The organism is Devosia sp. RR2S18, from assembly GCF_030177755.1.
Classification (GTDB): Bacteria; Pseudomonadota; Alphaproteobacteria; order Rhizobiales; family Devosiaceae; genus Devosia; species Devosia rhizosphaerae.
The window spans coordinates 2,040,837-2,064,478 of record NZ_CP126539.1; the positions used below are offsets into that span (position 1 = coordinate 2,040,837).

Here is a 23,642-nt window from a genome sequence, read left to right on the forward strand (position 1 = left end):
GCGGAGGAGCGGTTCAGCTATTCCATGACTTCGGCGAGGTGCTCGAGGGCGGCGCTCCAAGCTTCCATGGAGAAGATGCGCGACTCTGGGTCGGTATGGGCAAGGCCGCGCTCGGTGAGGGTGACGCGGGTCTGGTCTTCGCCGACGGGCTTGAATTCGACTTCGAGAACAAAGATCAGATCGTCGTCCTCTTCTTCGTCCTTGTGGACCCAGGACATGACAAGCTTCTCGTCCTCGACAAATTTGAGGATCTCGCCGCTCACCACGTGTTCTTCGGGGTCCTCATCGTCGCCGAAGGTCGTGAACTTGTATTCACCGCCCTCGAACGGGTCCAGTTCGGCTTCATCGGCCTGCCACTGCTCGATCAGCGCAGGATCGGTCCAGGCGGAGAAGACGTCGCTGACATTGGCGTCGATGGTTCGCGTGAGGGTGATCTGACTTTCGCTGTCGAAATCCATGCCGTTGCTCATGCCGGTGCCCTTTGTGGATGAAGTTCCTTGCTGCCGGGCAGGAAGATGGTGAGAAAGCCCAGCACAGGCAAGAACGCGCAAAGCTGGAAAACGGCTACGATGCCGATGCGGTCGGCGAGCGCGCCCAACACCGCGGCCCCAAGAGCCCCGATGCCAAAGGCAAAGCCGAAGACGAAGCCGGCAACCATGCCGACTTTGCCGGGCACCAATTCCTGCGCATAGACCACGATGGCCGAAAAGGCGGAGGAGAGAACCAAGCCGATCAGCACGCTGACCACCGCAGTGCCCAAAAGATCCATATGCGGCAGGAGCAGGGTGAAGGGCAGGGCGCCAACGATCGAGCCCCAGATGACTGCCAGGCGCCCGAAGCGGTCGCCTATCGGGCCGCCAATAAAGGTGCCGGCAGCGATCGATCCGAGGAATAAAAACAGGAAGAACTGCGCGTCCTGGGCCGAGAGCCCGAACTTGTTGATTATGTAGAAGCTGTAATAGCTCTTGAAGGTCTCGATATAGACGTACTTGCTCAGTAGCAGCGCCGCGATGACTGCAAAGGCAATGATGAGGCGGTTGCGGGTGAGTTGTGGCTTTGCGATGACGGGGCGCGGCTGGGTCGCCAACTGGCGCTGCCGCTCGGCATACCAGCGTGCCACCTGGCTGAGAATCAGGAGCCCCAGGAGCGCTGCCAGGCCGAACCAGGCCGTGCTGATCTGCCCCAGCGGCAGGAGGAGCATGGCTGCCGCCAGCGGACCAAGCGCCGTGCCGAGATTGCCGCCGACCTGGAAAAGAGACTGAGCGAAACCCAGCCGTCCGCCCGAGGCCAAGCGGGCCATGCGCGAGGCTTCCGGATGAAAGAGCGCCGAGCCGGTTCCCATAACCATTGACGCCAGGAACAGCATGCCGAAGCCGTGGGCGGTCGCCAGCATCACCACGCCGATGCCCACAATTGCAAGGGAAAGCGGCAGCCAGAAAGGCTTGGGTTTGACGTCGCCATAGAGACCGAAGGCCGGCTGCAGCAGGCAGGCGGTGATTTGCTGCGCCAGCGTCAGGAGCCCGATCTGCAAATAGCTGAGGCCGTAGGTCTCTTTGAGCAGCGGGTAAAGCGCTGGCAGCAGGAACTGCATCAGGTCATTGAGAAGGTGGGAGCCGCTGATGCCGAATAGGACAGCGAGGGAGGTGCCGTGCACCGGGCGAACTGGGGGGCTGGCGACGGCAGTCATGGCTCTCGGTCACTGGCTCGGACGCATGGACCAGTGTCCTGTGCGAGGCACAGTTGAGGCTGGATAATGCAGGAAAAAGCCTGCTTCTTGAGCAGGTTACGAATGGCTCCGCGAGCTGGACTCGAACCAGCGACCATTCGATTAACAGTCGAACGCTCTACCAACTGAGCTATCGCGGAACACATTCGGAGGCCCTCGTTTCCGAGAGCGAGGTCCGTGTACCGAACTTGTTTGGGTTTGCCAAGCCCCAATTGCCGCCATGTGAAAAACTCGTGACGTTAGCGGCTGTTGGCGCGGCCTTGCAGGGCGGTGAGATCGACCAAGGTGTTGAGATTGGTGAACGGATCGACAGCGGACTGTTGCACCCAATCACAGCATTTCGCACCCAATTCCGCCAGAAGCGCTCTCGGGCCGGGAGGAGCCGTGCTGGCGGCGAGGCGTTCGGGCAGATCAGCAATGGTCGCGAGGGACCACGCCGCGTTGGTGGGGTAGAAGTTCTCGCCATGAGCGGCGTAGCAGGCGGAGGCGCCCTCGCTACTCTGCGCCATGGTCTCGGCGAATCGCGAGGGGAGAAATGGTGTGTCGACGGCGACGGAAACTAGAATGCCCTCGACTACTCCACTGGTGCGAAGGCTCGCGACGGCTGCAGCGAGGCCAGCGAGGGGACCCGCATGCGGCAGGGGCAGGTCGGGCACGGCGAGTGCGCCATCTGGGAGCTTAAAGCGGTAGCCGTCGGGACCGGTGGAGACCAGCAGCGGTTGCGCGACCGGTCCGAGCGCTGCGGCAACGCGGTCGAGGAGACGGATGCCGCCGATGCGGAGATCGGCCTTGCGAACGCCGCCGAGCCGCTCGCCCCGCCCGCCAGCGAGAATCACCGCATGGGGCAGTGTCATGGCTGGGGAAGTGGCCGGACGCCCAGACGCATCATGGCGAGCATGGCGATGCCGCCGACTAGGCCCCAGAACGGCGCGCCGACACCGATGATGGTTATGCCCGAGGCGGTTGCCACAAAGGTCAGGATCGCCGGCAAGCGTGTTTCCTCCACCGCCAGGGCACCCGCGAGTGCTGCTGCAAGGCTGGAGAGCAGGGCGAGCCCGGCAACGGCCTGGATCAGAAGCGGCGGGGAGGCGGCGATGAAGGCGGCTGCCAGCGCAGCGCCGGGTGCCAAAAGCAGGTAAACCGCTCCAGCGGCAATGGGGGCAGGCCAGCGCTTGTCCGGATCAGGATGCGCCTCAGGCCCCGCGCAGATCGCGGCGGTGATTGCTGCCAAATTGCTGCTGTGTCCGCCGAAGAATGCCGTCGCGGCACTGCCGAGGCCAGTGAGAATAAAAAGGGGCGCAGGGCTGGGCGTGAAGCCATTGGCTTTCAGCACCGCGATGCCGGGCAGGTTCTGGGAGGCCATGGTGACCACATAGAGCGGCAGGCCGATGCGGACGATCGCATCCAGCGTGAACGCCGGCATCACCGGTACGAGGGTAGGCCAGGTGCCGTCGAGGGCGCCGGCGGGCAGATGGGTGGTGGTGGCTAGAAGGATCCCTGTAACCACGACCGCAATGGGAACTGCGTAGCGCCGGGCAAAACGCAGCCCGATCACCCAGGCCAGCAGGACCGGAATGGCCAGTGCCGGCATCTCGGCGACGGCGGTGACCGGCGCCAGACAGAGGCTGAGCAGCATCCCGGCGAGCATGGCATTGGCGATGGCCGCAGGGATGGCGGCGATCAACCGAGCGAGCGGCTTGATGAGTCCGGTCAGCACGATCAAGCCCGCAGCAAAGAGGAACGCGCCTGCAACTGCGGGAAAGCCTCCAACGGGTTCGCCTACGGTCAGCAGGAAGGCGACGCCCGGTGTCGACCAGGCAAAGCTCACCGGCAGTCTGATCCGCGCGCTGACGATGATGTTGAGAATGCCGATGGCGATGCAGACCGACATCAGGCCCGAGCCCGCCTGCTGCGGCGAGGCGCCGGCAGCCGTAAGGGCCGCAAGCACCAGGGTGAAGGTGCTGGCGTAGCCAACAATTGCGGCAAGGGCGCCGGCGATAACGGGTTGAATGTAGTTGGTGCGGCTGGCTGTGCCGGTGGCCTCGGACTGGCTCACGCGTTTTCCTGCTGGCTTGGTAGCAGCTCAGGTACTGAACCGCTCATGGTGCTCTCTTACGAGTGCCACCTCGCGACCGCAACAGAGCACCAGCTGACGCAGTCGGTATTCCGATCAGCCAGTGGGGTTTACGAGCGCATAACCGTTGGACGCAATCTCTGCCTCGATCTCGCTGGAACTGGCGCCGAGCAGCTTGTCATCGGTACGGGTAATGACGAAATGCTCCCAGTCGAGCTCCGTTAGGTGCTTGGGGATGGCTGCCATTGGGCCAAATGGCAGCACAAGCAACGAGTGCGGAGTTTTGCCGTCGTCGCGTGCAATGAAAACATTCACCTGCATATCATGCCTCAAGTAATCGGGCCCGCGCGGTCAGCGGCTGGAACCGAGCGTAGCGACAAAGGGGCGATGCCTCACTGCTCGGTGATTTCAGCGTGTCTACATTGGTGTGCTGGCGCGTGCGACCCGCCAACAACCTCAAGACAGTCGACCGGGCGCATAGATGCTTCATTCCGTCTCCTCGTCGGCTCTATTGAGCCACGCAAAGGAGTTTTGTGCAATTGTTCTCCGCATCAGCAACAATGGACAGTGATTTTTCGGTTTACGACTGGTGTTCTTCAATCTCGAACCGGATTTGCCGAGCAGCCGCCTCGCAACGGGCATCAATCCAGGTGAGCATGCGATGTTCCCCTGCAAGAGCTCTCTCATGGAGCTCCGCAAGCCCGATGCGCAGTTGGTACGCTGCAAGCAAAGACGGCCTATTGAAAAGCTCAGGGTGATGCTCCTCCAAATGCCGCGCCTGAGCCTCCATGCAGGGCAACCAAGGGCGCCAGAAGAATATGTTGGCGATGTCATAGAGCGGGTCACCAAACATTGCCTCGCTCCAGTCGATTACGGCGGTAACCTGGCCTTGACTGACGATCACATTGTTGGAGCCGAAGTCGCCATGCACCAGGTGACGTTTTTCCGGGAACAGAGACCCGCAGTCTCGCAGCAGAGACAAATGAGAGGCCGTGCGCGCCTGGAGTGAGTGCGGTAGCGATTCCCAACGGTAATGGCTTTTGTTAGCGATACTGAGGATGAATGCGCGCCAGCTTGGAAATGCGGCTTCTCCAGCGGAGTTGAAAGGGCCGAAGCCACTGGTCTCTCCTAGAGGAGCGCTGGCGAGCACCTTCATCGTTTGCGCAACAGGACCAACGATGCTGGATAGTTCGGCAGGTCGCAGATCCTGAAGCGTGCAGCCGATGGCGCGGCGAGACATACAGAACGCATGACCCATTAGCTCGCCAATGCGCACAATCGCCGGGATGGGCAGAAGGGCTGAAGCAAAGCGCTCGTGGCAGAAAGCATCTTTCTCAAGCCAGCGGCCCGAGCATTGATGCGCAGGATGAAGTCGTCGGTGCCAAGCCGCACAGAAAGCGTTTGGGAGTCTTCGCCGTCCGTCACGGTTCTCCAGCCGGAGATCGTGCCTAATTCCGCTTCTACGGCAGCAAGAACAAGAGCAATATCGAGCTTGGGCTTCATTGCCTCGGTATCCCAGGTGACCACGTAAATAGCTGTCGCGTCTGTGATAAGCCAGCTATCAGTATGGCCGGCTTCTCGCGGAGGGGGATTCGTGCAGCCTGTCATCATCGCCGAAAATGCCAGCAAGACGTTCACGCAACGGCTCCGGTCGACCGGTTTTGGCGCGGGGATGCGTGATTTCATTTGGCCCAAGACGCGCCCGGTGCACGCGGTGGAGGACATCTCCTTTGGCATAGGGGCAGGCGAGGCGGTGGGCTATCTGGGGCCGAATGGCGCTGGCAAATCCACCATGATCAAGATGCTCACCGGCATTCTGGTGCCATCGAGCGGTCGCGTCGAGGTGCTGGGCCGCAATCCGAGTGCCAATCGTATCGCCAATGCCCGAGATATCGGCGTCGTTTTCGGCCAGCGCAGCCAGCTCTGGTGGGACCTGCCGGTACGCGACAGCTTTGATTTGCACGGGCGCATCTATCGCGTGGAGCAGGGGCGGTTCCAGGCGCGGCAGACCATGTTGGTCGAGATGCTGGAGATCGGCGATTATCTGGATCGTCCAGTCCGGCAATTGAGCCTGGGCCAACGCATGCGTGCCGAAATGGCCATGGCGCTGCTGCATGAGCCCAAGCTCCTGTTTCTCGATGAGCCGACGATTGGCCTCGACGTCATGGCCAAGGATGTGGTGCGGCGGTTCCTCTCCGAGGTGAACCGGCAAGATGGCGTCACCATCATCCTCACCACCCACGACCTGCAGGACATCGAGCAGATCTGCCCGCGGCTGATCATGGTGGACGAGGGCAAGCTGCTATTCGACGGCCGGACCGATAAGCTGCATTCGAGCTTCGGTGCGCGGCGCCGGCTGACCCTGCACTTCGAGCAAGATCCTGGGGAGCTGGGGCTGCTGGGGGTAGAACTTGTGGAGGCTCGCGGCAAAACGCGGGAGTATCTGGTCGATGATCCGGATCGCTCGCTGGTAGACATCATCGGGGAGATTGGCAGCCGCGGCCAACTGCGGGACGTGCGGCTGGAAGAGCCAGACATTGAGGAGGTGATCCGCACTTATTTCCGCGCTCGCCGGGTCAGCTTGGGCTAGCCGATGTTCAGCGCATTGGCACGCATTACCTTCCGGACGCAACTCGCCTATCGCTCGCAGCTTTGGGCGCTGTTATTCAGCGGTTTTATCGGCGTAGTTGCCCGCGTGTCCATCTGGAGCGCGGTTTATGGTGGTCCGGGCGAAGTCGCGGGCGTGACGCTGACCGAGATGATCACCTATGCCATTATCGGTGGGACCGTGCTCAGCAGCTGGGATGCAACGCAGGTGGTGCGCGAAGTGGGCACACTGATCCGCAGTGGAGACATCGCCGCCCACTTGCTGCGGCCGTTCCATTATCCCATCGCACTGCTGGCGGAACAGGTGGGCATACGACTGTTCAATCTGCTGCTCGTGGCCTTGCCGGTGACGCTCGTTTCTATGCTGGTCTATGGCATCGTGCCACCGGCAAGCCCTGCCCATGCGCTGATATTCCTGGGGCTTGTTGCCATCTCGGTGCTGATCATCTTCGCCACCGGCATCATCTTTGCGCTTCTCAGCTTTTGGGTGCTGGATGTGCTGACATTGGAATGGTTCATGCGCGGCATGCTCGCGGTCTTTTCCGGGGGGCTCGTGCCGCTCTGGTTTTTTCCGCCGGTACTTGCCCAATTCGTTGGCGCCTTGCCTTTCGCCTACATCACCTATTACCCCATGGCCGCCTATTTGGGGGTGGAGAGCGTGGGCGACACGGCGCTCATGCTGCTGGGTGGCGTGGCGTGGGTGGTGGCGCTCTCGGCCTTTATCGCCTGGTTGTGGTCGCGGCTGACCCACCGCCTTGTGGTGCAGGGAGGCTAGCCATGCTGCAGACGCTCCCAGTTCTCTGGCATCTCGCGCGGCTCAAGGCCCGCACTAATCTTGAATATCGCTCCGGACTGGTCATCGCCTGGGTGGCACAGGCCTTCGGCTATGCCGGGGTGTATGCCGCAATTTGGATCATCACGTCCCGGTTCGAACGCCTGGGCGGTTGGGTGTGGCCCGAGATCGCTCTGATGTTGGGATTTCATGTGTTCGCTTATGCGCTGGGCGCGTGCTTCACGCTCGTCCAGCTGCGCGGCATGGACGAACTGGTGCGCCGGGGCGGGTTCGATGCCCTCCTGGTACGGCCGATCCATCCCTGGCTCTATCTCGTGTTTTCAGGGTTCAACATCGAATATGGCGGCCATTTCGCGCTGGGCCTGCTGTTGATGTTCTGGGCGATGCCGCTCTTGGACGTGACATGGTCGCTGCCACTGGTGCTGCAGTTTGTCGGCAGCATCATCAGCGCGGCACTGCTGACCGGGGCTCTCCTTACCATGTTGGGGGCGAGTGCGATGGTGCTTGGCCGATCGCGATACCTCTTCGGCATCTATTTCGATTTCTGGGAAATCGCACGCTATCCGCTGACTATCTTCGCGCCGGCGCTGCAGTTGGTTCTGCTCACGGTCGTGCCGCTGGCCTTCATGGCCTATGTGCCCGTCGCCGTGATCCTCGACAAGCCAGTGCCGCTGCTCGGCGGGTGGGCGTGGCTTGCAACCCTTCTGGCGGGACCGGTGGTGGCGCTGCTGGCCGCCTTCTACTGGCGCGCCTGCGAAGGGCGCTACCAGAGCGGTGGCGGCTAGCGTCGGCGCTTCTCGTAGAACTCGTTGCCGCCGGCCATCAACACATAATGCATGTTGTTGTAGGGGAAGCGCAGGCCCGCCGTGTGGAAATGCTGGGCATTGCGCACGCCGGGATGGCGAGCGCCGCGCAGCACTTGGTCGGCCATTTGCGAGGCCAGCAGGGCGCCGCTGTCTGTCATCTTGCGCGTCAGCACGCCGCTGGCAAACTGGTTTTTCTGGCCCACCACACCGCAGACGCTCTTGGGGTAGCGCGGATCGTTGAGGCGGTTCATCACCACCGTGCCCACCGCCAGCATGCCATCAGCGCTGGAGCGGTTAGACTCGAAATACATGGCGCGCATCAGGCATTCCTTGTCGCTCATCTGCACCATGCCGAAATTCATGCCGAAAAAGCTGCACCCGCCCAACGAGGTCGCGACCACAGCTAGTGCGGCGAGGCGCAGGAGAGCGTTCTTGGGAAGAGCCATGGTTCGTCTCCGGTCTGTTGCAGGTGTGCAATAAAGACTGAAAATGGCCCAACAGGCTTAAGGAAGGTCTGATGGAAAGGGTTAGCGAAACGTTAGGGCCGCGCGCCTCTGCTGCCAGGTGCAAAGCTGCTGCTTGCCAGAATGGGGCGGCACTGGAATAGTGGCGCTCAAGTCTTTGTTTCTTGGGCAGTTCACCCTAGTTCCGCCCGAAATTACGAGCAATGCACTTGGAGTGGGGTTTGGCAGTGCCTAGATCAGCCGGAGGTGCTGTTTTGGAGGGTGTGGTGGCGCGCAAGAGTCGGGAACGTCTCAATCGGCAGTTCGACCGGTTGCAGCGCCGCGTGCCGGGGTTCGCAGCCGGCTTTCTGGCGCGTATCCGTCGTCCCGAGGCGCGTTGGGTGCGCATTCCCCTCGGTATCCTGCTGATCTTGGGCGGTGTCTTCAGCTTCCTGCCGGTGCTGGGCATCTGGATGCTGCCGCTGGGGCTGCTGCTGTTGGCGATCGACCTCGTGTTCCTGCAGGGCCCGGTCAACATGGCCGTGGTGCGGGGCGCGCGCAAATGGTCCACCTGGAGCCGCGAGCGGCGCGCCAAAAAGAGCAAAACTCGCTAGCACTCAGACCAGTTCGCCGGCGCCGTACTCGGCTTCGATGCGGTCCACGGCTGCGGCCAGCTTTTCGTCGATGATGTCGAGGTAGCGCGTCCAGTCCTCGACTTGGTGCAGGTCCGATGCGCCATCGGAGATGCCGCGCAGGGCGATCAGCGGAATGCTGAAGGACTGGCAGGCCCGCAGGACGGCGTAGGTCTCCATGTCCACCATCTCGGCTTCGATGCTGTTGTAGCTCTCGCCGGAGACGACATTTGCGCCGGTTGATAGCGTTGCGGTGGGAAAGTCCGTCAGCAGTGGTCGCAGCGGTATGACTTCGGGGATATCGGAGAACGGCACCTTCCGGCGTGGCACGCCGAAGGCGGTTGCGTCCATATCCCGGTAGTCGACCGAACTCGCCTGATAGATCTCGGTCTGCCGGAGCACACGCGAGCCAGCCGAACCGAGCGACACCACGAGCCGGGGCAGGGCTCCGCCACGGGTGGCTTCGGCCAAAGCACGGGTGACAGTCACCGCCGCCTCGACCGGACCGATGCCGGTTATCAGCGGGGAAATGCGAGCGCGCAGGTGCCGGCCGTATTCGGACGGCGAAGCCATGACATAGAGGATAGTCATGCCTGCAGCGTTAGCATGCTATAGGCGCATGCAAAACGAAATCGTTACCCCTTCGGTAAGAGAACCATGTCAGTCTTGTGACACTGGTCGACGCCACCGTGGCGCGGCCGAGATGGAGATCTGGAAGTGCGGTTCGCGGTCATCGAGGGCGGTCTGGGGCAGGCAGGCGCAGAGGCGCCAGGCAGCTTCAGGAGACAGGCGCTTGACGTGGAGGATATCGAGGCGGAGGCCCGCCGTCGGCTCAAGGCAATCAAACTGGACGAGTGGCGGACACGCGAATTCGTTTCCGGCTATCCGATGCCCGCCGATATCAAGCACCTCGCCCTGCAGATCGAATTCGCCGCCCAGGCATTGGCACGGCTCTCTCCCATCCCCGCAGATTTTGACAGCGACGTGTACTGGCCGCAGGTCTGGTAGCGCGCCCGTTCAGGCTGGCTCCACGGCCATGAGGCTGGCTTCCTCGGCGTCGAGCTTGTCCTGCAGGGCAGGCACAAGGCCGAAGCGTTCGGCGACGTCGGGGGCGTAGCGGATCAGATCGGGCCGCAAGCGCACGAGCGCCAGATCCTTCATCTTGGCTTCGAGCATGACGTCGAACTCAAGGCCTGCTGCGGTGCGCATGAAGGTGGCGAACTCGAACGGATTGACGAAGTCGGCGTGGCCGGTCCAGACCGGTGCCATCGGCACGGTTGTCGCCTTGCCGGTCTTGCGGTCCTTGCGCGTGAGTTGGCGCATCTCGGTGCGCGGCGAGGAGAAATGAACCTTGGGCCGCACGCCATCGGGCCAGGTGCCGAGCATCTGGGCCACTGCCTGCCGCATCGGCAGGAGTTCTGGGTTGAAACACCAGAAGTGCTGATGGTCGAAGATCAGCCGAACCCCGGTGTGCTCGCTGATCCACACGACGTCGGCGCAGGAGAAGCGCAGATCGTCGTTCTCGAGCACTAGGCGGCGCCGGACCGGCTCAGGCAGTGTCGGCCAGGTTTCAACCCAGCGGGCGCGCGACGCTTCCTTGTCGCCATAGACCCCGCCGACATGCACGACCACCACGGCCTCCGGGCCCAGTTCCATGGCGTCCAGCATCTCGCATTGGGAAGTTAGGTCCCATACGCTTTTGCGCACCAGCTCCGCATCGGGGCTGTTGAGCACGATGAACTGGCTGGGATGAAACGACAGGCGCAGGCCCAGATGGCGCGCCTTGGCACCGATTGCGGCAAGCTCGGACGCGCTTTCCTGCACCATGGAGTGGAACATGGGCATGTCCGGATGGGTCGCATAGGGCGCAAGGTCCGAGGACATCCGGTACATATGGATGCCGTGCTCAGCCAAATAGTCAAAGATTGTGTCGAGATAGCCCAGTGACACCTTGAGGTGTGGACTGGATTGCGCCCGCCGCGCGTCATGGCTTTTGAGATCAGGCTTGCCCAGGATCTTGACCGGCACGCCCAGCTTTAGGGGAAAGAGGTCCATCCAAGCTTCCAAAGAAAAGCCCGGGCGATGCCCGGGCGGTAAGACTTATTCGGAGCGGTTCTTGTGATGCTCGCTGGCCTGGTTCGCACCGCGCTGGATGGAGCGGTCGCCGGTCGAAATCTCATATTCGCCACCCACTTGGGCTGAGGCAGGTGTTGTTTCGCTGATCGGCTTTTGATTGGTGGGCACATCGGCGCCCTTGGTGTTTTCCCGCTGCTCGAAGATCGCCTTGTCCTGCTCGCGGGTCTGCGAACCGCGGGTGTTCGGTGTTCCTGGAGTGCTGGAGTTCGACTGCTGTTGCGTCATGATGGTGGTCCTCCTTGCTGAGAGGAACCAACGCGAGGCTGTCGCCGTGGTTTCCGATTGTGATCAGAAAACGGGAGCTTGGGCTGACAAAGTGGAAGGGTGTCGTTCTCAACGACACCGAGGTCCACCGGAGCGGCGGTCCCTGGTAAATCGGGCGGACCAATCATTGACCGGTCCGCACCGGTAAAGCTTGCGCGCTCCGCAGAGCGGGGCGCGTTTTCGTCCTAGGCGGCCTTCTTGGTCCGCGTCGTCCGGGTGGCACGCTTGCGCGCCGGCTTGATATTCGCAGCTACGGCTGTAGCCATTTCAGCAACTGCCTTGAACCAGTAAGACTGGTCCTGACCTGCGGGACGGCCATCGGCCTCCCAGAGTTCATAGGCACGGCGCTTGATCTGGTCTTCCATCATGATCCTCGCTGGTGACTTGCCCGGGTGATCGTCCGCGAGCGTGGTTACCGAAAGGTAAACAAGCGCTCGCCAACCCGATCACTTTAATCAAGGGTAACCTGCCGGTCGGTGCCAATGGCGGTCAGGAAGTCGGCATCGTGGCTGACCACGAGCAAGGCGCCGTCAAAGCCGCGAAGCCCTGCTTCCACGGCTTCTATAGCCGAAATGTCGAGATGATTAGTGGGTTCATCAAGGCAGAGTAGGGCCGGGGGATTGTCGCCGCCAATGGTCACGGCAAGGCCGGCACGCATGCGCTCACCACCACTAAGACTGCCCACGTGTTGCATTGCGGCCTCAGCTCGAAACATGAAGCGGGCGAGGGCGGCTCTCACCGTGTTCTCGTTTGAGTCCGGATTGAGCCGGGCGAAGTTCTCGCGAATCGTCTGTTCGGGATCGAGCAGCGAGACCGACTGATCCAGAAAGGCCATGGAGCCTCCTAGTCGTACGGTTCCTTGCAGACACGGCAGGTCGCCGGTGAGCAAGCGCAGCAGGCTCGTCTTGCCCGAACCATTGGGACCGGCAATTGCTACCCGCTCAGGGCCGGTAAGCGTAAGCGAGAGGTTGCGAATGATCGGGTGCTCAGGATCGGGACCTCCGGTTATGCCTGTGGCGGAAAGAACAATCCTGCCGGCGGGAAGACCCGTGGAGTTGAGCTTGACGCTCAGCGGCGTCAGCACTTCCACTTTCGCGCGAGCCGCCGTGAGTTGTTCGGTTGCTTGCGAGCGTTGCTTGTCGGCGAGGTTTTCCACCGCGCCCCCAGACTGTTCCGCCCGGTTCTTCATCATGCCCAAAAGGATGCGCGGTGTTCCGCCCTTCGCGCCCTCCCGCTTGCCCCGTCCATCGCGACGGGCCTGTTTCTCGCGCGCTTCCTGGGCCCTCCGTGCGGCATCATGTTCCTGCCGCTCCGCCGTTGCGAGATCGTGCTGCGCTGCCGCAAGTTCTCTCGCCTTGGCATCCTGGTAGTGGTCCCAGTTGCCGCCATAGGTTGTGGCGCCCAAGGTGGTCAATTCCACTATGGCATCCATCCAGCGAAGCAAGGTGCGGTCATGGCTGACGACAATGGCGCCGCCGCGCCACTGATGCAGCAAGTGCGCCACCGCGGCACGACCGCCGGCGTCGAGATTGTTGGTCGGCTCATCCAGGAAGATGAAGTCCGGCTGCTGCAAAATAAGTGCGGCAAGCGCCACCCGTGTGCGCTGCCCGCCGCTCAGGGTGGCTAGCGGCCTATTTGGCTCCAGGGCCGGCAAGCCCATTTGCGCCACTGCCGCGTCAATGCGGCTTGGCAGCGTCCAGTCGGCGGAGAGAAAATCCTCCTCTTTACCCTCGCCCCGCTCCAATCGATCCAGACGAGCAAGAGCATCGCCGACGCCAAGCAGATCCGCCACTTGGCATACTGTGTCGATATGCTGGCGTAGCATAGCGAAGGTGCCACTGCAGAGCACGGAGCCGCTGGCTGGCTGAACCTCGCCGGCGATGATGCGCAAAAGCGTCGTCTTGCCCGTCCCGTTGCGTCCGGTCAGGCCCGTACGGACCGGGCCGAATGTCAGGTCTAGATCGGAAAAGAGGGTGTGGCCGTCAGGCGTTGAATAGGAGAGTTGCTTGAGCGTAACCGAGGCAGGCATGGGCAGATTCCAGATGAGCGATGCGGATGAGGCAGTCGTTCATCGTGAAATCCATTAGGTACCGTCCGGTCCGTGCTGCAGGTGGGCCAAACAATAGGGCGGCGACGAACGTTGTCAACTCACCTCTGGCTTTTGTGGGGACAGACCGTCTGAGAAGCGAGTGGGTGACAACCTTTATCCGCTTGTGCCGTTTTGCTGCTCATGGAGGGCAGCATGCCGCAAAGTTGGACCGCGTTCGGCAACGCGCTCGAGCGCATCGGGCAGGATCTGGTCGAGCTCTATTGGTCCGAGTGGACGGTAGCGCAGCTCGGCCTGGTGCTGGTAGCCTGGCTGGTCGCGCAGATTGTCGGGCGGTTCGTCGAGAAGCGGTTGGAAGCTCGGGCCCGCTCGATCAAGGGCAATCCGTATCTTCTGCGGCTCATCATTGCGATGATCCGCCGGTCCCGGCTGTTGGTGCTGGTGGTGCTTCTGTTCATCATCCGTCTTGCACTGGTCGCCTCAGGCGTGCCGGATGATATGGTGGCGCTGGTGCTGATGCTGACCGGCGCGTGGCTGGTCCTGGCAGTCCTCACCCGGGTGATCCGCAACCGCGCCCTCGCCAAAACAGTGGCGACGATCGGCTGGATTTATGTGGCTGTGCAAGTGCTGGGATTGAGCGCACCAGTTTCGCAGGCACTCGACTTCCTCGCCTTCAATGTCGGCGAAGTTCGCATCTCGGCGCTGCTGATCCTCAGGGCGGCGGTGGTGACGGCAGGCGTCATTTGGCTGGCACTCTTCATCTCCCACATCATCGAAGGGCGGTTGCAGCGCTCCAATGATGTTTCGCCCTCGGGCAAGGTGCTGTTTTCCAAGCTGGTGCGCATCAGCCTCGTGGTCGCTGCGGGGCTGTTTGCCCTTACGGCGACGGGCGTCGACTTGACGGCGCTGACGCTGGTATCGGGTGCCGTTGGCGTAGGCATCGGCTTTGGGCTGCAGAAAGTCGTGTCCAACTTTATTTCCGGCATCATCATCCTGCTCGACCGCTCAGTGAAGCCGGGCGACACCATCGCGCTGGGCGACACTTTCGGCTGGATCGTCGATCTGCGGGCGCGGTTCGTTTCGGTGATGACACGGGACGGCAAGAAGTACCTTATTCCCAATGAGGACTTCATCACCCAGCAAGTGATCAACTGGTCCTACTCGGACCAGAATGTTCGCCTCGATGTGGATTTCGGCGTCAGCTATAAAAGCGATCCACACCAGGTGATCGAATTGGCCATAGCGGCGACCCGCGGGATAAAGCGAGTGAGTACCTATCGGGAGGCGGTGTGCTGGATGACGGAGTTCGGCTCATCCTCACTGGATTTCAAGCTACGCTTCTGGATCACCGACCCCCAGAACGGCCTCACCAATGTGCGCGGACAGGTGCTGCTGGCGCTCTGGGATGCGTTCAAGGAGAACGGCATCGAGATCCCGTTCCCTCAACAGGACGTACACTTCCGCACCCCGCTTGAGGTTCGCCACAGCGCGCCCGAAAGAAGGCGGACAGATCCTGACTAGTTGGAGGCTGGAACCAAGTGCAACAAAGCTCGTTGGAAACCCTGTGTATGTAGGAGTAAATGCATGAAAAACAAAGGGTTTCCTGCACTTGTCGCCGCGCCTTTAGGTGTGCTCGCTGCCTTCCACAGACACCGCTTCCGAACTTGCCACGGCCGCCCCTTTGTTCCCCCTCGAGCGCAGTGAAGCGCTCCGACCCGCCGGAAGGCAACTGAAGTCGAGGCCCCGCCCAGCGGGGCCTTTTTCCTGTCAGCGCCAATGGCGCAGCTTGGCGAACACGAGAAAGACCGTCGGCCAGATGACCGTATTGAAAATGTCGGTCACCGCGTCGGAAATATCCGGACGTAAATCGCGCACGAGAGCGGCGCGGGCGTCGAGCAGTTCATTGCCGAGCGCTGCCGCTACCACCAGCAGCCAGGCCAGGATCAGCCAGCGTGTAATACCCAGAAACCAGGCCGCACCCACCATGATCAGCAGGCCGATGTGGATATGCAGCGCATCCCGGGTAAGACCCGTCGTCTCCTGCATGGTGTCCTTGAGCAAACCCCACATGTGCCGGTCCTAAAAGCCGTGCATGCGCTGCGCCCATTGCATGCCCACGATCGCGCCCTTGATCGAAGGCAACATCACGAGCGGCAGGACGATGGCGAGCGGCACCAGCCAGGCGAGGTAGACCCAAGGGGCAATCTCGGTTTCGCCCATCTGGAAATGCATGAGGCCAACCACGAGGATGTGGCCCACAATGGTGATCGCCACGTAGGCGGGCAGGTCGTCAGCGCGGTGATGGGAGTAGTCGAGCCCACAATTGTCGCAGCGCTCCGCCACCTTGAGATAGCGGCGGAAGAGCTTGCCCTCTCCGCAACGGGGACAGCGGCATTTGGCGCCGTTCAGCATTGCGTGGCCGAGCGGCCGGTCGACCTGTTCGCTCATGGGGAAGTCTCGGATAAGAAGTAGGCTGGTGATTGCATTGCTAGGCTAATCCGGCAGGCCGCGCCAAGGTTGCGTCGACCCGCCGGAAGCCCTGTGGGATAGCCTCAGGTTGAGATGACGAAGGGCAGATCGGTGTCGCCCGTCTGCTCGCCGGCGCGGGTGATCAGGGCGTGCACCTGGCCGCGATGATGGGTCTGGTGGTTGAAGAGCTGCATGACGCAGAGCGCCCTGGACTTGGACATCTCCTTGCCCACCGCGGCGCTATACCAACGCAGGTCGCCGTCCAGCGCGCTTGGCGGCAGGTTTGCTGCCCAGTGCTCGATGTTGACGTCGAGCTGCTGGCGCTCACGCCAAAGCTCGTCGAAGTCATCGAACACAGTGTCGCTCTGGCTCAGTTTCAGCGCCAGGGGTTCGCCATGGCCGAACCGGGAGAGCCAGGTGCGATCGGCCCAAAACACATGGTTGAGGGTTCCGTGGATGGATTTCCAGAACACCCCGCCATCGGCGCGCCGGGTTTCGTCGGACAAGCGCAGCGCGGCCCCAAAGACGCGGCGGTTCAGTTCGGCGTTGTAGGCGGCCATGGTCTGGACGTAGGCGGAAGTGATCATGTCGAAGGGACTCGCTCAAATGATGGAGCGAGGCTGACGCGTGAACCGGTCAAGATCAAGAGTGCAAAGGCTAATTGCTCCTTTACAGCAACAGCAGCAGGGCCGCGTAACCAGCGGCACCCAGGGCGAACGCCCAGAACCGGCTCTCCCGCTCCTCGGGCAGTTCTTCTTTCATGACATTGAGCACCACGCTGCCGGCGAGCAGGGCAAAGAGTGCGCCAATTGCGAGCTGGGGCAATTCGATGAGCACCCCACAAACCCAGCCCAGCACTGGCGCAGCAGCCAACAGCCAGCGCCCGCGATGATCGTAGATCCGGCCGTGATGATCCCGCAGCGCGTGGTCGTTCACTACGAAGTGCAAGGCCATCGCGACGGCAAAGATAACGAGGCTCTGCAGTCCCGCATCCTCGCGGTGGACCAGCAGATAGCCGATAAGGACGTTGTAGATGGCGAAGGACGCCAGATGCACCCAAAAGGTAGACTCACTGGGCTGGTAGCCCTCGCCCTTTTTTTCCTGGCGCCGGGAGGAATTATGCGCCAGGCGATCCAGCCCGTAGAAGGTGGCAAGTCCGACCAAGGCTACAAGGTAGCTATGGCTTTCGAGGGCAGCGAGGAAGCTGCCGTCCTGTGCGGCTTCGCGGAAGCTCTCCTGGTGGTCGGCGAGTTCGGGCAGGATATGCACGAACACATAGGCGACCGAAACGCCGCCAGCGATCGATAGCCAGATGCTCCGCGGGGTCACCCGGAGAAAGGCGAGCCTTGATCCGAATATGTGCACGGTCGCCAGCAAGAGAGCGATCGCCAGAGAGAGTACCGTCTGCGACATTGGTAGGCCAACGCAGAGCGCTCGGCTTGGTTCGCTCCTGCACTCCTCGAGGTCAGCTATTGCAGTTGCGGCTTTTGCAGGAAGTCCTCGCGGTCGGCGGTCTTGACGCGCACCCAATTCTCGCGGCCGCCCCGGATGAGCCGGAGCGAGAATTCCGAACCGGCGGGGGAGCGGGCCCAAAGCTTGCGATAGAAGTCGCTTAGCCCCTCGACCTCGTCGCCATCCAGTTCGCTGATGATGTCACCGCCCTGCAGGCCTGCCTGTTCGGCGGGGCTGCCGTCGGCGACGTTCATGACGACGACCCCATTGCTGTTCTCGGCTGAAAAGACCCCGAGCCAGGGGCGTGCCTGACGCTGCGCCCGTCCGGTCGTGATCAGATCGTCCAGGATCGGCTTCAGCAAATCGATCGGCACGATCATGTTGATGTCGACGGTGTCGCCGACCTGCAGCATTTGCAGTCGCAGGGAGCCGATCCCGATCAGCGCATTGTTCTCGTCGAGCAGGGCCGCACCGCCCCAGGATGGATGGAAGGGAGCGGTGAAGATCGCCTCATCGAGCATGTATTCCCAATAGCCGGCGAACTCCTGCTTGGCCACGATCTCGGTCAGCACCTCGTCGCCACGACCGTTGATGATAGTGCCGACATCGCCCCGCCGGGCGGCATTCGAGCTGCCGAGGCGCAGGGCAGGCAAGTCGAGTTCACCGAGGGCCTGTACCAGCCCAAAACCGGTCTCCTGGTCGTATCCGACCACATGCGCAGGGACTACCCGCTCATCATGAGTGGTCAGCCAGACTTCTTCGGCTTCGGTGATGAGGTAGCCGATGGTAAGGATCAGCCCATCATCGTTGATCACCGCACCACTGCCTTCGCGGATGGTGCCGAGCGTTGCGGCGGTGAACGCCGTGTCGGGGACGTGCGCGCGTAGGGAAACGATGGATGTCTTCGGATCGGACATGTGTGACCTGGGTCTAGTTTCTTGACCCCTTAGATATGCGGCGCTCAGGGTGATGCAAGGCCGGCATCCGTCACGCTGGGGAGAGGGGCGGCACTTGCGCATCGTCCCGCTTATTGATGGCGCGCCCACCGCTCTTCTCAAACGCAGGCTTCGCCGGCCACTTGTCCAGTTACCCGGGTCGAGACTGAACCTTAGATGCTGCCGCTCCGTTGCTTTGAAGTGAGGCCACGGAGTAACTGAACCTAAATGTTAGATTGGGAAGCCGACCCCTATATCGTGGTTATGACCGGCAGTGGCTTGCTCATCGCCTTAGTGGCGTGGTTGCCACTCGCCTTGCGGCGCCTGTGGATATCTCTTCCGATTGTCTGCCTGGTGATCGGCGGGGTGGTCTTCAATCTCCCCCGCATTGGCACCAATGTTTCGCCCGTCGACTTCCCGGTCATCACCGAGCGAGTGACGGAGCTAGTGGTGATCATTGCGCTCATGGGCGCTGGCCTCAAGATCGACCGCATCTTCAAGTTTTCCGATTGGCAGGTCACCTGGCGCCTGCTTGGCATCACCATGCCCCTGGGCATTCTTGCCATCACAGTCTTGGGCATGAACCTCCTTAACCTCAGCGTTTTCGGGGCGCTTCTGCTCGCGGCGTGCCTTGCCCCAACCGACCCGGTCCTCGCCTCGGACGTGCAGGTTGGGCCTCCTCACGAGGGTGGAGAGGATACGGTTCGTTTCGCCTTGACCTCAGAAGCTGGCCTCAATGATGGACTGGCATTTCCCTTCGTGCACCTGGCAATCGTCCTTAGCGCCGTGCTCGCTACCGGTGAGCCATGGCTCGTCCATTGGACGGGCTACTACCTGATCTGGAAGATACTGGCCGGCATCTTTTGCGGCTGGGTGGTAGGCCAGGTCTTCGGCTGGCTGACCTTCAAGATGCCGGGGGATTCGCTCGCCAGAACGGGAGACGGCTTGATTGCCATCGCTGCTACCTTCGTCTCCTACGGGGTTTCCGAACTGCTGCAGGGTTACGGGTTCCTGGGTGTTTTCATCACCGCTTTGGCATTGCGCCAGGTCCATCACGACCACGATTTCCACCGGGACATGCACGACATCACCGAGCAGGTGGAGCGCCTCGTGATGATGGTCTTGCTGCTGATGTTTGGGGGAGCGCTTGCCGCCGGGTTGCTGCGAGATGTGGGCTGGGTGGAGGTGACCGCTGCTGTGGTAATCTTACTGGTTATCCGGCCGCTGACCGGACTGGTGGCCATGATCGGGATCAAGGCCACGCTCAGCGAAAAGCTCGTGATCTCGTTTTTCGGGATTCGGGGTGTCGGCTCGTTCTACTACCTCGCGTATGGGCTCAACCACGGTGAGTTTCTGGAAGCGAACCGGCTCTGGACTATTGTGGCTCTTGTGGTGGTGCTCTCGATTCTCATTCACGGGCTTGCCGTCACACCGATCATGCATTGGGTGGATCGGCTGCAGGGCAGGGACCCCGACGCCGAAGGAGCAGTGCCCCCTCCTGGGCTTCAGGGTCCTGCTGCCCCGAACAACCATGAGGAGCAATGAGCGGAACTGGGCTCCGGCGGTGATCCGAAGCCCAGATTGGTGCAGCCGGCTTAGTTGGCCGGAAGCTCAGGCGCAGGCCGCTCGTATCGACCCACAATTTGACCCTTGGCGAGGACATGGCCTTCCATGCCCGATAGAACTGTCTCGCGCGGGGAGCCCGGGTCGAGCTCCAGGCTAGCCACATCCAGTGCGAATATCTGAAAGTGGTAGTCGTGGGGTCCATTCTCCAGCGGCGGACGGGGGCCCATGTAGCCGACCTGGCCACGGCTGTTGGTGCCCTGCAGCACGCCTTCGGGCTCCTGCAGGATTAGGTCGGGCGGCAAGCCTTCGCGCAGACGGGTCACATCGGCTGGAATGTCATAGGCGATCCAGTGGGTGAATGGCGTGGGGTTGCTGGCATCGGGGTCATCGACGATGACGACGAAGGACTGCGCTTCCTCTGGAGCACCCGACCATTCCAGTTCCGGCGAGGCGTTGTGCCCCTCCGCAGAGTGAGCCACCGGAATCATCTCGCCTTGCGCGAAGCTGGCGCTCACCTCGAGACTGTTTTCGCCCTCGACGAGATCAAAGGCAATGTTGGAGTCCTGTGCCTCGGGCACCTGACTCTCTGGTTCTCCCATAGCGGCGCCATCGGACTGCTGTTCTCCGGTGTAGCTGATGCGGTAGAGAATGCCGTTGGCGTCATCGGCGAGGATCAAAGACCCGTCCGGCGCTTCGGCCAAGCCCGCAAGCCTGGCGAGAAAACCGTAGCCGCCATCCTCGTTCTCGATCAGCCAACCTTCGGCAAAGCGCTCCCAGCTCTGCGGCTCGCTCTCCTCGAAGTCTATTCGGGTGACCTCATAGCCACTGGGCGGACGGCGGTTCCACGAGCCGCGCATGGCGATGAAAGCATCGCCGCGATACTCTTCGGGAAAGGCGGTGCCGCTATAGAAAGTCATCTGCATAGGGGCGGCGTGCGCGATATAGCCAAGTTCCGGCTCGACGCTCTTTTCGGCCCAGTCCTCAAGCGTGATGTCGCCAGGAGGGCTGCGGTGAGGGCTGAAGTTCGAGAAGTCGTAGATGTAAGGCCAGCCATATTGATTGCCCTGCTCGACAAGGTTGAATTCTTCCTGCTGCTCCTCGTCGCCCAGCCAGTCGGTGCCGTGATCGGCGCCATAGAGTTCGCCGGTTTCGGGCTGCCAGTCGAAACCGATCGTGTTGCGGAGGCCGGTCGCGAAGATCGTGCGGCTCTTGCCGTCCTTGCTGGCGCGCAGAATGGTGGCATTCTCCGGACTGGACTCCTCGCAGGCATTGCAGGTTGAGCCCACGGAGATGTAGAGCATGTCGTCAGGCCCGATGGCGAGCGTCCGGTTGGGGTGCTGCCCGGCCTCTGGCAGATCGTGGATGATGCGCGTGAGTTCACCGAAGCTGCCATCTTCGTTGACCGGTGCGGTGTAGACATCATTGACCGTGGCCAGGAATACCGTGTCGCCGTCAAATGCAATGCCGTGCATGCCCGGGCGTGCAGCAAGAACGGTGTGGTCTTCAAAGACGCCATCCCCATCCACATCATCCAGGCGGATGACGTCGCCTTCGGTTCGACGGGTGACGTAGATGCCGCCATCTTCATGGACAGCCACCATGCGGGTATTGCCCATGTCGCGCGCGACGATTTCGACCTCAAAACCCTCCGGCACCCGAACAAGGGAAGTCAGCTGCTCATCATCGGTGACAATGATGGGTTCGGGCTCCACAACGGAGTTCTGAATAGTGACGTCGGAGAACTCGCCGATATTCCCCACGGCTTGGGCGAAGGCTAATGGGCTGGTGAGCATCGGCACCGTCAGGGCGACGCCCGACAGGAGAGTGCGGCGGATCTGGAGCATCGTTTGTCCTTGCTTGAATCGAGCCTGACAACACCTCAATTCTTCCGTTCAGGAGTCGTTCATCTTGGAGGTTGAACTTGGGAGCCCGGTGCGCCAAAGCTCAGCTACAACAAGGATCTATCAAAGATTTCTGTTGATGGGCCGCGATTTAGCCGGAATGTCATAGGTTACTGCCACACAGCTAACTGAGAAAATTGCTCAGGCGTAGTCGAAACCGAACGCCCTTATTCGTCACAAGAAAAGCTGCGGTAGTGTGAGCTAGAAGCGACTTCTGCGGAACTCTACTGACAGCAAGTGTCGTCGTTTGCGTTTATGATTATGGTTGCAGCGGCGCTTTGGCTCATTTTCGTGCAGGGGCTCGACCCATGAATCCGTTTCACCAGATCCTGGGCAACAATCTCGTTGCCAATGTCACCAATTTCACCGTGTGGTTCGCGGTGACGTTCTGGGTGTTTCTGGAGACGCAGTCGGTTTTCGCAACGGGCATGATCGCCGGCATCTACCTCGTTTTCACGGCAGGGCTGGGCTTCTGGCTAGGTGCCATTGTCGATCACAACCCTAAGAAACTGGCGATGTTGGGCTCGAGTGCGGTGTCGTTCGGCTTCTACGCGGTTTCGCTTGGCGTGCTGTTGCTCGCGCCGACGGGCGCTTTCGCTGATCCCTTTGGTCCTTACCTCTGGGTTTTTGTCTTGATCGTCATGATGGGCGTGATCGCCGGCAATCTGCGGTCGATCGCGCTGCCGACGCTGGTCACCATTCTCATTCCCGAGGACCGGCGCGACAAAGCCAATGGTCTGGTCGGCATGGTGACCGGCATTGGCTTTCTCACCACATCAGTGATCTCAGGTTTTCTTGTCGCCTATACCGGCATGTTGGGGGTGGTGATCGCCGCGCTGGTGTTCACGGCCCTGGCGTTCCTGCATCTATCCCTGGTGGCGATAGACGAGAACCGGGCGCCGTCGGAACCGGGCACGCCGGCTGAACCGAAGCGGGTGGACATCGCTGGAACGGTGCGGGTGATCGCGGCCGTGCCAGGTCTGTTCGCGCTGATCTTCTTTGCCACCTTCAACAATTTCCTGGGTGGTGTCTTCATGGCGCTGCTAGATGCCTACGGGCTGTCTCTGGTTTCGGTGGAGATGTGGGGCCTGCTGTTTGGCGGACTGTCGACTGCCTTTATTCTCAGTGGGATCATCATTTCTCGGCTCGGCTTGGGGAAGAACCCGCTCAAAACCCTGCTTTGGGTGAACGTTATCACGTGGTCGGTGTGCTGCGTGTTCACCATCCAGGCCTCTATCTGGCTGCTGGCGGCGGGGTGTTTCGTCTGGATGCTCCTCGCCCCCTATGCCGAGGCAGCGGAGCACACGACCTTGCAGAAGGTGGTGCCACTGGAGCGCCAGGGCCGCGTGTTCGGCTTTGCCCAATCGGTCGAGCAGGCGGCCTCGCCACTGACCGCATTTTTGATTGGCCCCCTGACGCAGTTCATCGTCATCCCCCTCATGACCGACGGGGCCGGGGCGGTGGCGATTGGCAGCTGGTTCGGCGTTGGGCCGGCGCGCGGGATCGCACTGGTCTTCACCATTGCTGGCCTGATCGGCCTGCTGGTGACGATTATCGCCTTCAACTCGCGCTACTATCGCCAGCTTTCGGCGGCTTACCGGACCGGACCGGATGACAGACCAAGCGACGGTGGCGCAGCGGAGGCGAACCCGGCTTGATCGTCATGCGGTGCGGCACCCCTGAGTGATTTCTTGGTCGCGGCAAGGTGAAGTCGAAAGTGTTGGCCGGAGCGGTTTTCTATTCTCGGACAAAGGTGTAAGCACCCATAGGCGCTTGGAGCGTGGGAGCTGA

26 protein-coding genes, 1 tRNA gene and 1 pseudogene are annotated in these 23,642 nt (G+C 61.5%); 8 read left to right on the top strand and 20 right to left on the bottom strand.

Translation table 11 applies throughout. The features are described 5' to 3' along the window. Positions 1 to 17: 17 nt before the first annotated feature. The 8 genes from QOV41_RS10225 to QOV41_RS10260 all read right to left on the bottom strand — a co-directional run bounded on the left by QOV41_RS10225 (position 18) and on the right by QOV41_RS10260 (position 5,303). Complete coding sequence (locus QOV41_RS10225) at positions 18 to 470, bottom strand: SRPBCC family protein (RefSeq protein WP_284576370.1); 453 nt, start codon at positions 468 to 470, stop codon at positions 18 to 20. Beyond that, positions 467 to 1,687: an MFS transporter gene (locus QOV41_RS10230; protein ID WP_284576371.1), complete on the bottom strand. Its 1,221-nt coding sequence runs from the start codon at positions 1,685 to 1,687 to the stop codon at positions 467 to 469. The genes QOV41_RS10225 and QOV41_RS10230 overlap by 4 nt, the downstream gene beginning before the upstream one ends. 103 nt (positions 1,688 to 1,790) lie before the next feature. After that, positions 1,791 to 1,866: transfer RNA gene (locus QOV41_RS10235), tRNA-Asn, on the bottom strand. Positions 1,867 to 1,965: 99 nt separating this feature from the next. Next, on the bottom strand, positions 1,966 to 2,580 hold the full coding sequence (mobA, locus tag QOV41_RS10240; protein WP_284576372.1) for a molybdenum cofactor guanylyltransferase: 615 nt from the start codon (positions 2,578 to 2,580) through the stop codon (positions 1,966 to 1,968). Then, positions 2,577 to 3,782: a benzoate/H(+) symporter BenE family transporter gene (locus QOV41_RS10245; RefSeq protein WP_284576373.1), complete on the bottom strand. Its 1,206-nt coding sequence runs from the start codon at positions 3,780 to 3,782 to the stop codon at positions 2,577 to 2,579. Before QOV41_RS10245 ends, mobA begins: the two co-directional genes overlap by 4 nt. Positions 3,783 to 3,896: 114 nt before the next feature. Then, positions 3,897 to 4,115 carry a hypothetical protein gene (locus tag QOV41_RS10250; protein WP_284576374.1) on the bottom strand — a complete coding sequence of 73 codons (219 nt, stop codon included), beginning with the start codon at positions 4,113 to 4,115 and terminating at the stop codon, positions 3,897 to 3,899. Between the two features lie 265 nt (positions 4,116 to 4,380). Continuing rightward, positions 4,381 to 5,058, bottom strand: coding sequence for an aminoglycoside phosphotransferase family protein (locus QOV41_RS10255; protein WP_284576375.1), 678 nt, complete (start codon positions 5,056 to 5,058; stop codon positions 4,381 to 4,383). Beyond that, positions 5,058 to 5,303, bottom strand: coding sequence for a hypothetical protein (locus QOV41_RS10260; RefSeq protein ID WP_284576376.1), 246 nt, complete (start codon positions 5,301 to 5,303; stop codon positions 5,058 to 5,060). The genes QOV41_RS10255 and QOV41_RS10260 overlap by 1 nt, the downstream gene beginning before the upstream one ends. A gap of 91 nt (positions 5,304 to 5,394) precedes the next feature. Between QOV41_RS10260 and QOV41_RS10265 the strand changes: the two genes are divergently transcribed. Genes QOV41_RS10265 through QOV41_RS10275 form a run of 3 tightly spaced genes read left to right on the top strand, consistent with a single transcriptional unit; the run spans position 5,395 to position 7,985 of the window. Next, positions 5,395 to 6,390 carry an ABC transporter ATP-binding protein gene (locus QOV41_RS10265; RefSeq protein WP_284576377.1) on the top strand — a complete coding sequence of 332 codons (996 nt, stop codon included), beginning with the start codon at positions 5,395 to 5,397 and terminating at the stop codon, positions 6,388 to 6,390. Positions 6,391 to 6,393: 3 nt separating this feature from the next. Then, the gene (locus tag QOV41_RS10270; protein WP_284576378.1) at positions 6,394 to 7,182 is read left to right on the top strand and encodes an ABC transporter permease; all 789 of its coding nucleotides are present in this window, start codon (positions 6,394 to 6,396) and stop codon (positions 7,180 to 7,182) included. A gap of 2 nt (positions 7,183 to 7,184) precedes the next feature. Beyond that, entirely contained in the window at positions 7,185 to 7,985 is an 801-nt protein-coding gene (locus tag QOV41_RS10275) for an ABC transporter permease (RefSeq protein ID WP_284576379.1), read from the top strand. Here QOV41_RS10275 and QOV41_RS10280 read toward each other — a convergent pair. Continuing rightward, positions 7,985 to 8,368 (bottom strand): annotated as a pseudogene (locus QOV41_RS10280) (cell wall hydrolase); the annotation flags it as partial. The gene QOV41_RS10275 and the pseudogene QOV41_RS10280 overlap by 1 nt on opposite strands. Positions 8,369 to 8,736: 368 nt before the next feature. Here QOV41_RS10280 and QOV41_RS10285 point away from each other — a divergent pair. Then, positions 8,737 to 9,063, top strand: coding sequence for a hypothetical protein (locus tag QOV41_RS10285; protein WP_284576380.1), 327 nt, complete (start codon positions 8,737 to 8,739; stop codon positions 9,061 to 9,063). Between the two features lie 3 nt (positions 9,064 to 9,066). Here QOV41_RS10285 and QOV41_RS10290 read toward each other — a convergent pair whose 3' ends face one another. Beyond that, positions 9,067 to 9,672, bottom strand: a complete 606-nt coding sequence (locus tag QOV41_RS10290) for a 5'-methylthioadenosine/S-adenosylhomocysteine nucleosidase (protein ID WP_284576381.1) — start codon at positions 9,670 to 9,672, stop codon at positions 9,067 to 9,069. 126 nt (positions 9,673 to 9,798) lie between these two features. Here QOV41_RS10290 and QOV41_RS10295 point away from each other — a divergent pair, with 126 nt between their 5' ends. Then, positions 9,799 to 10,089: a hypothetical protein gene (locus QOV41_RS10295; protein ID WP_284576382.1), complete on the top strand. Its 291-nt coding sequence runs from the start codon at positions 9,799 to 9,801 to the stop codon at positions 10,087 to 10,089. 9 nt (positions 10,090 to 10,098) lie between these two features. On the opposite strand, the gene uvsE is transcribed toward QOV41_RS10295, so the two are convergent. From uvsE to QOV41_RS10315, 4 genes are all read right to left on the bottom strand, one after another. Next, complete coding sequence (uvsE, locus tag QOV41_RS10300) at positions 10,099 to 11,136, bottom strand: UV DNA damage repair endonuclease UvsE (protein ID WP_284576383.1); 1,038 nt, start codon at positions 11,134 to 11,136, stop codon at positions 10,099 to 10,101. 45 nt (positions 11,137 to 11,181) lie between these two features. Then, a complete protein-coding gene (locus QOV41_RS10305) occupies positions 11,182 to 11,442 on the bottom strand; it encodes a hypothetical protein (RefSeq protein WP_284576384.1) in 261 nt (86 codons plus the stop codon). A 224-nt stretch (positions 11,443 to 11,666) separates the two neighbouring features. Beyond that, on the bottom strand, positions 11,667 to 11,849 hold the full coding sequence (locus tag QOV41_RS10310; protein ID WP_284576385.1) for a DUF2934 domain-containing protein: 183 nt from the start codon (positions 11,847 to 11,849) through the stop codon (positions 11,667 to 11,669). An 83-nt stretch (positions 11,850 to 11,932) separates the two neighbouring features. After that, a complete protein-coding gene (locus QOV41_RS10315; protein ID WP_284576387.1) occupies positions 11,933 to 13,510 on the bottom strand; it encodes an ABC-F family ATP-binding cassette domain-containing protein in 1,578 nt (525 codons plus the stop codon). Between the two features lie 213 nt (positions 13,511 to 13,723). Between QOV41_RS10315 and QOV41_RS10320 the strand changes: the two genes are divergently transcribed. Next, positions 13,724 to 15,049: a mechanosensitive ion channel family protein gene (locus tag QOV41_RS10320; RefSeq protein WP_284576388.1), complete on the top strand. Its 1,326-nt coding sequence runs from the start codon at positions 13,724 to 13,726 to the stop codon at positions 15,047 to 15,049. A 246-nt stretch (positions 15,050 to 15,295) separates the two neighbouring features. On the opposite strand, the gene QOV41_RS10325 is transcribed toward QOV41_RS10320, so the two are convergent. The 5 genes from QOV41_RS10325 to QOV41_RS10345 all read right to left on the bottom strand — a co-directional run bounded on the left by QOV41_RS10325 (position 15,296) and on the right by QOV41_RS10345 (position 18,366). Further along, positions 15,296 to 15,598, bottom strand: coding sequence for a hypothetical protein (locus QOV41_RS10325; RefSeq protein ID WP_284576389.1), 303 nt, complete (start codon positions 15,596 to 15,598; stop codon positions 15,296 to 15,298). 9 nt (positions 15,599 to 15,607) lie between these two features. Then, the gene (locus tag QOV41_RS10330) at positions 15,608 to 15,976 is read right to left on the bottom strand and encodes a DUF983 domain-containing protein (protein WP_284576390.1); all 369 of its coding nucleotides are present in this window, start codon (positions 15,974 to 15,976) and stop codon (positions 15,608 to 15,610) included. Between the two features lie 104 nt (positions 15,977 to 16,080). Then, positions 16,081 to 16,584 carry a DinB family protein gene (locus QOV41_RS10335; protein WP_284576391.1) on the bottom strand — a complete coding sequence of 168 codons (504 nt, stop codon included), beginning with the start codon at positions 16,582 to 16,584 and terminating at the stop codon, positions 16,081 to 16,083. 82 nt (positions 16,585 to 16,666) lie between these two features. After that, positions 16,667 to 17,410: a hypothetical protein gene (locus QOV41_RS10340; protein WP_284576392.1), complete on the bottom strand. Its 744-nt coding sequence runs from the start codon at positions 17,408 to 17,410 to the stop codon at positions 16,667 to 16,669. 56 nt (positions 17,411 to 17,466) lie between these two features. After that, complete coding sequence (locus QOV41_RS10345) at positions 17,467 to 18,366, bottom strand: S1C family serine protease (protein ID WP_284576393.1); 900 nt, start codon at positions 18,364 to 18,366, stop codon at positions 17,467 to 17,469. 246 nt (positions 18,367 to 18,612) lie between these two features. Here QOV41_RS10345 and QOV41_RS10350 point away from each other — a divergent pair, with 246 nt between their 5' ends. Beyond that, complete coding sequence (locus tag QOV41_RS10350) at positions 18,613 to 19,929, top strand: cation:proton antiporter (protein WP_284576394.1); 1,317 nt, start codon at positions 18,613 to 18,615, stop codon at positions 19,927 to 19,929. A gap of 50 nt (positions 19,930 to 19,979) precedes the next feature. Here the strand turns inward: QOV41_RS10350 and QOV41_RS10355 are convergent, their stop codons facing one another. After that, entirely contained in the window at positions 19,980 to 21,794 is a 1,815-nt protein-coding gene (locus tag QOV41_RS10355; RefSeq protein ID WP_284576395.1) for a YbhB/YbcL family Raf kinase inhibitor-like protein, read from the bottom strand. A gap of 365 nt (positions 21,795 to 22,159) precedes the next feature. On the opposite strand from QOV41_RS10355, the gene QOV41_RS10360 reads away from it, so the two are divergent. Then, entirely contained in the window at positions 22,160 to 23,509 is a 1,350-nt protein-coding gene (locus tag QOV41_RS10360; protein ID WP_284576396.1) for an MFS transporter, read from the top strand. Positions 23,510 to 23,642: the final 133 nt, after the last annotated feature.

Bases quoted from the DNA above. Each gene is read 5' to 3' on its own strand.
- QOV41_RS10360 (WP_284576396.1), top strand. From the start codon at position 22,160: ATGAATCCGTTTCACCAGATCCTGGGCAACAATCTCGTTGCCAATGTC.
- QOV41_RS10225 (WP_284576370.1), bottom strand. From the start codon at position 470: ATGAGCAACGGCATGGATTTCGACAGCGAAAGTCAGATCACCCTCACG.
- QOV41_RS10230 (WP_284576371.1), bottom strand. From the start codon at position 1,687: ATGACTGCCGTCGCCAGCCCCCCAGTTCGCCCGGTGCACGGCACCTCC.
- QOV41_RS10255 (WP_284576375.1), bottom strand. From the start codon at position 5,058: ATGGGTCATGCGTTCTGTATGTCTCGCCGCGCCATCGGCTGCACGCTT.
- QOV41_RS10290 (WP_284576381.1), bottom strand. From the start codon at position 9,672: ATGACTATCCTCTATGTCATGGCTTCGCCGTCCGAATACGGCCGGCAC.
- QOV41_RS10275 (WP_284576379.1), top strand. From the start codon at position 7,185: ATGCTGCAGACGCTCCCAGTTCTCTGGCATCTCGCGCGGCTCAAGGCC.
- QOV41_RS10355 (WP_284576395.1), bottom strand. From the start codon at position 21,794: ATGCTCCAGATCCGCCGCACTCTCCTGTCGGGCGTCGCCCTGACGGTG.
- QOV41_RS10315 (WP_284576387.1), bottom strand. From the start codon at position 13,510: ATGCCTGCCTCGGTTACGCTCAAGCAACTCTCCTATTCAACGCCTGAC.
- QOV41_RS10330 (WP_284576390.1), bottom strand. From the start codon at position 15,976: ATGAGCGAACAGGTCGACCGGCCGCTCGGCCACGCAATGCTGAACGGC.
- QOV41_RS10350 (WP_284576394.1), top strand. From the start codon at position 18,613: ATGTTAGATTGGGAAGCCGACCCCTATATCGTGGTTATGACCGGCAGT.
- mobA (WP_284576372.1), bottom strand. From the start codon at position 2,580: ATGACACTGCCCCATGCGGTGATTCTCGCTGGCGGGCGGGGCGAGCGG.
- uvsE (WP_284576383.1), bottom strand. From the start codon at position 11,136: ATGGACCTCTTTCCCCTAAAGCTGGGCGTGCCGGTCAAGATCCTGGGC.
- QOV41_RS10345 (WP_284576393.1), bottom strand. From the start codon at position 18,366: ATGTCCGATCCGAAGACATCCATCGTTTCCCTACGCGCGCACGTCCCC.
- QOV41_RS10335 (WP_284576391.1), bottom strand. From the start codon at position 16,584: ATGATCACTTCCGCCTACGTCCAGACCATGGCCGCCTACAACGCCGAA.
- QOV41_RS10320 (WP_284576388.1), top strand. From the start codon at position 13,724: ATGCCGCAAAGTTGGACCGCGTTCGGCAACGCGCTCGAGCGCATCGGG.
- QOV41_RS10310 (WP_284576385.1), bottom strand. From the start codon at position 11,849: ATGATGGAAGACCAGATCAAGCGCCGTGCCTATGAACTCTGGGAGGCC.
- QOV41_RS10260 (WP_284576376.1), bottom strand. From the start codon at position 5,303: ATGAAGCCCAAGCTCGATATTGCTCTTGTTCTTGCTGCCGTAGAAGCG.
- QOV41_RS10325 (WP_284576389.1), bottom strand. From the start codon at position 15,598: ATGTGGGGTTTGCTCAAGGACACCATGCAGGAGACGACGGGTCTTACC.
- QOV41_RS10340 (WP_284576392.1), bottom strand. From the start codon at position 17,410: ATGTCGCAGACGGTACTCTCTCTGGCGATCGCTCTCTTGCTGGCGACC.
- QOV41_RS10270 (WP_284576378.1), top strand. From the start codon at position 6,394: ATGTTCAGCGCATTGGCACGCATTACCTTCCGGACGCAACTCGCCTAT.
- QOV41_RS10305 (WP_284576384.1), bottom strand. From the start codon at position 11,442: ATGACGCAACAGCAGTCGAACTCCAGCACTCCAGGAACACCGAACACC.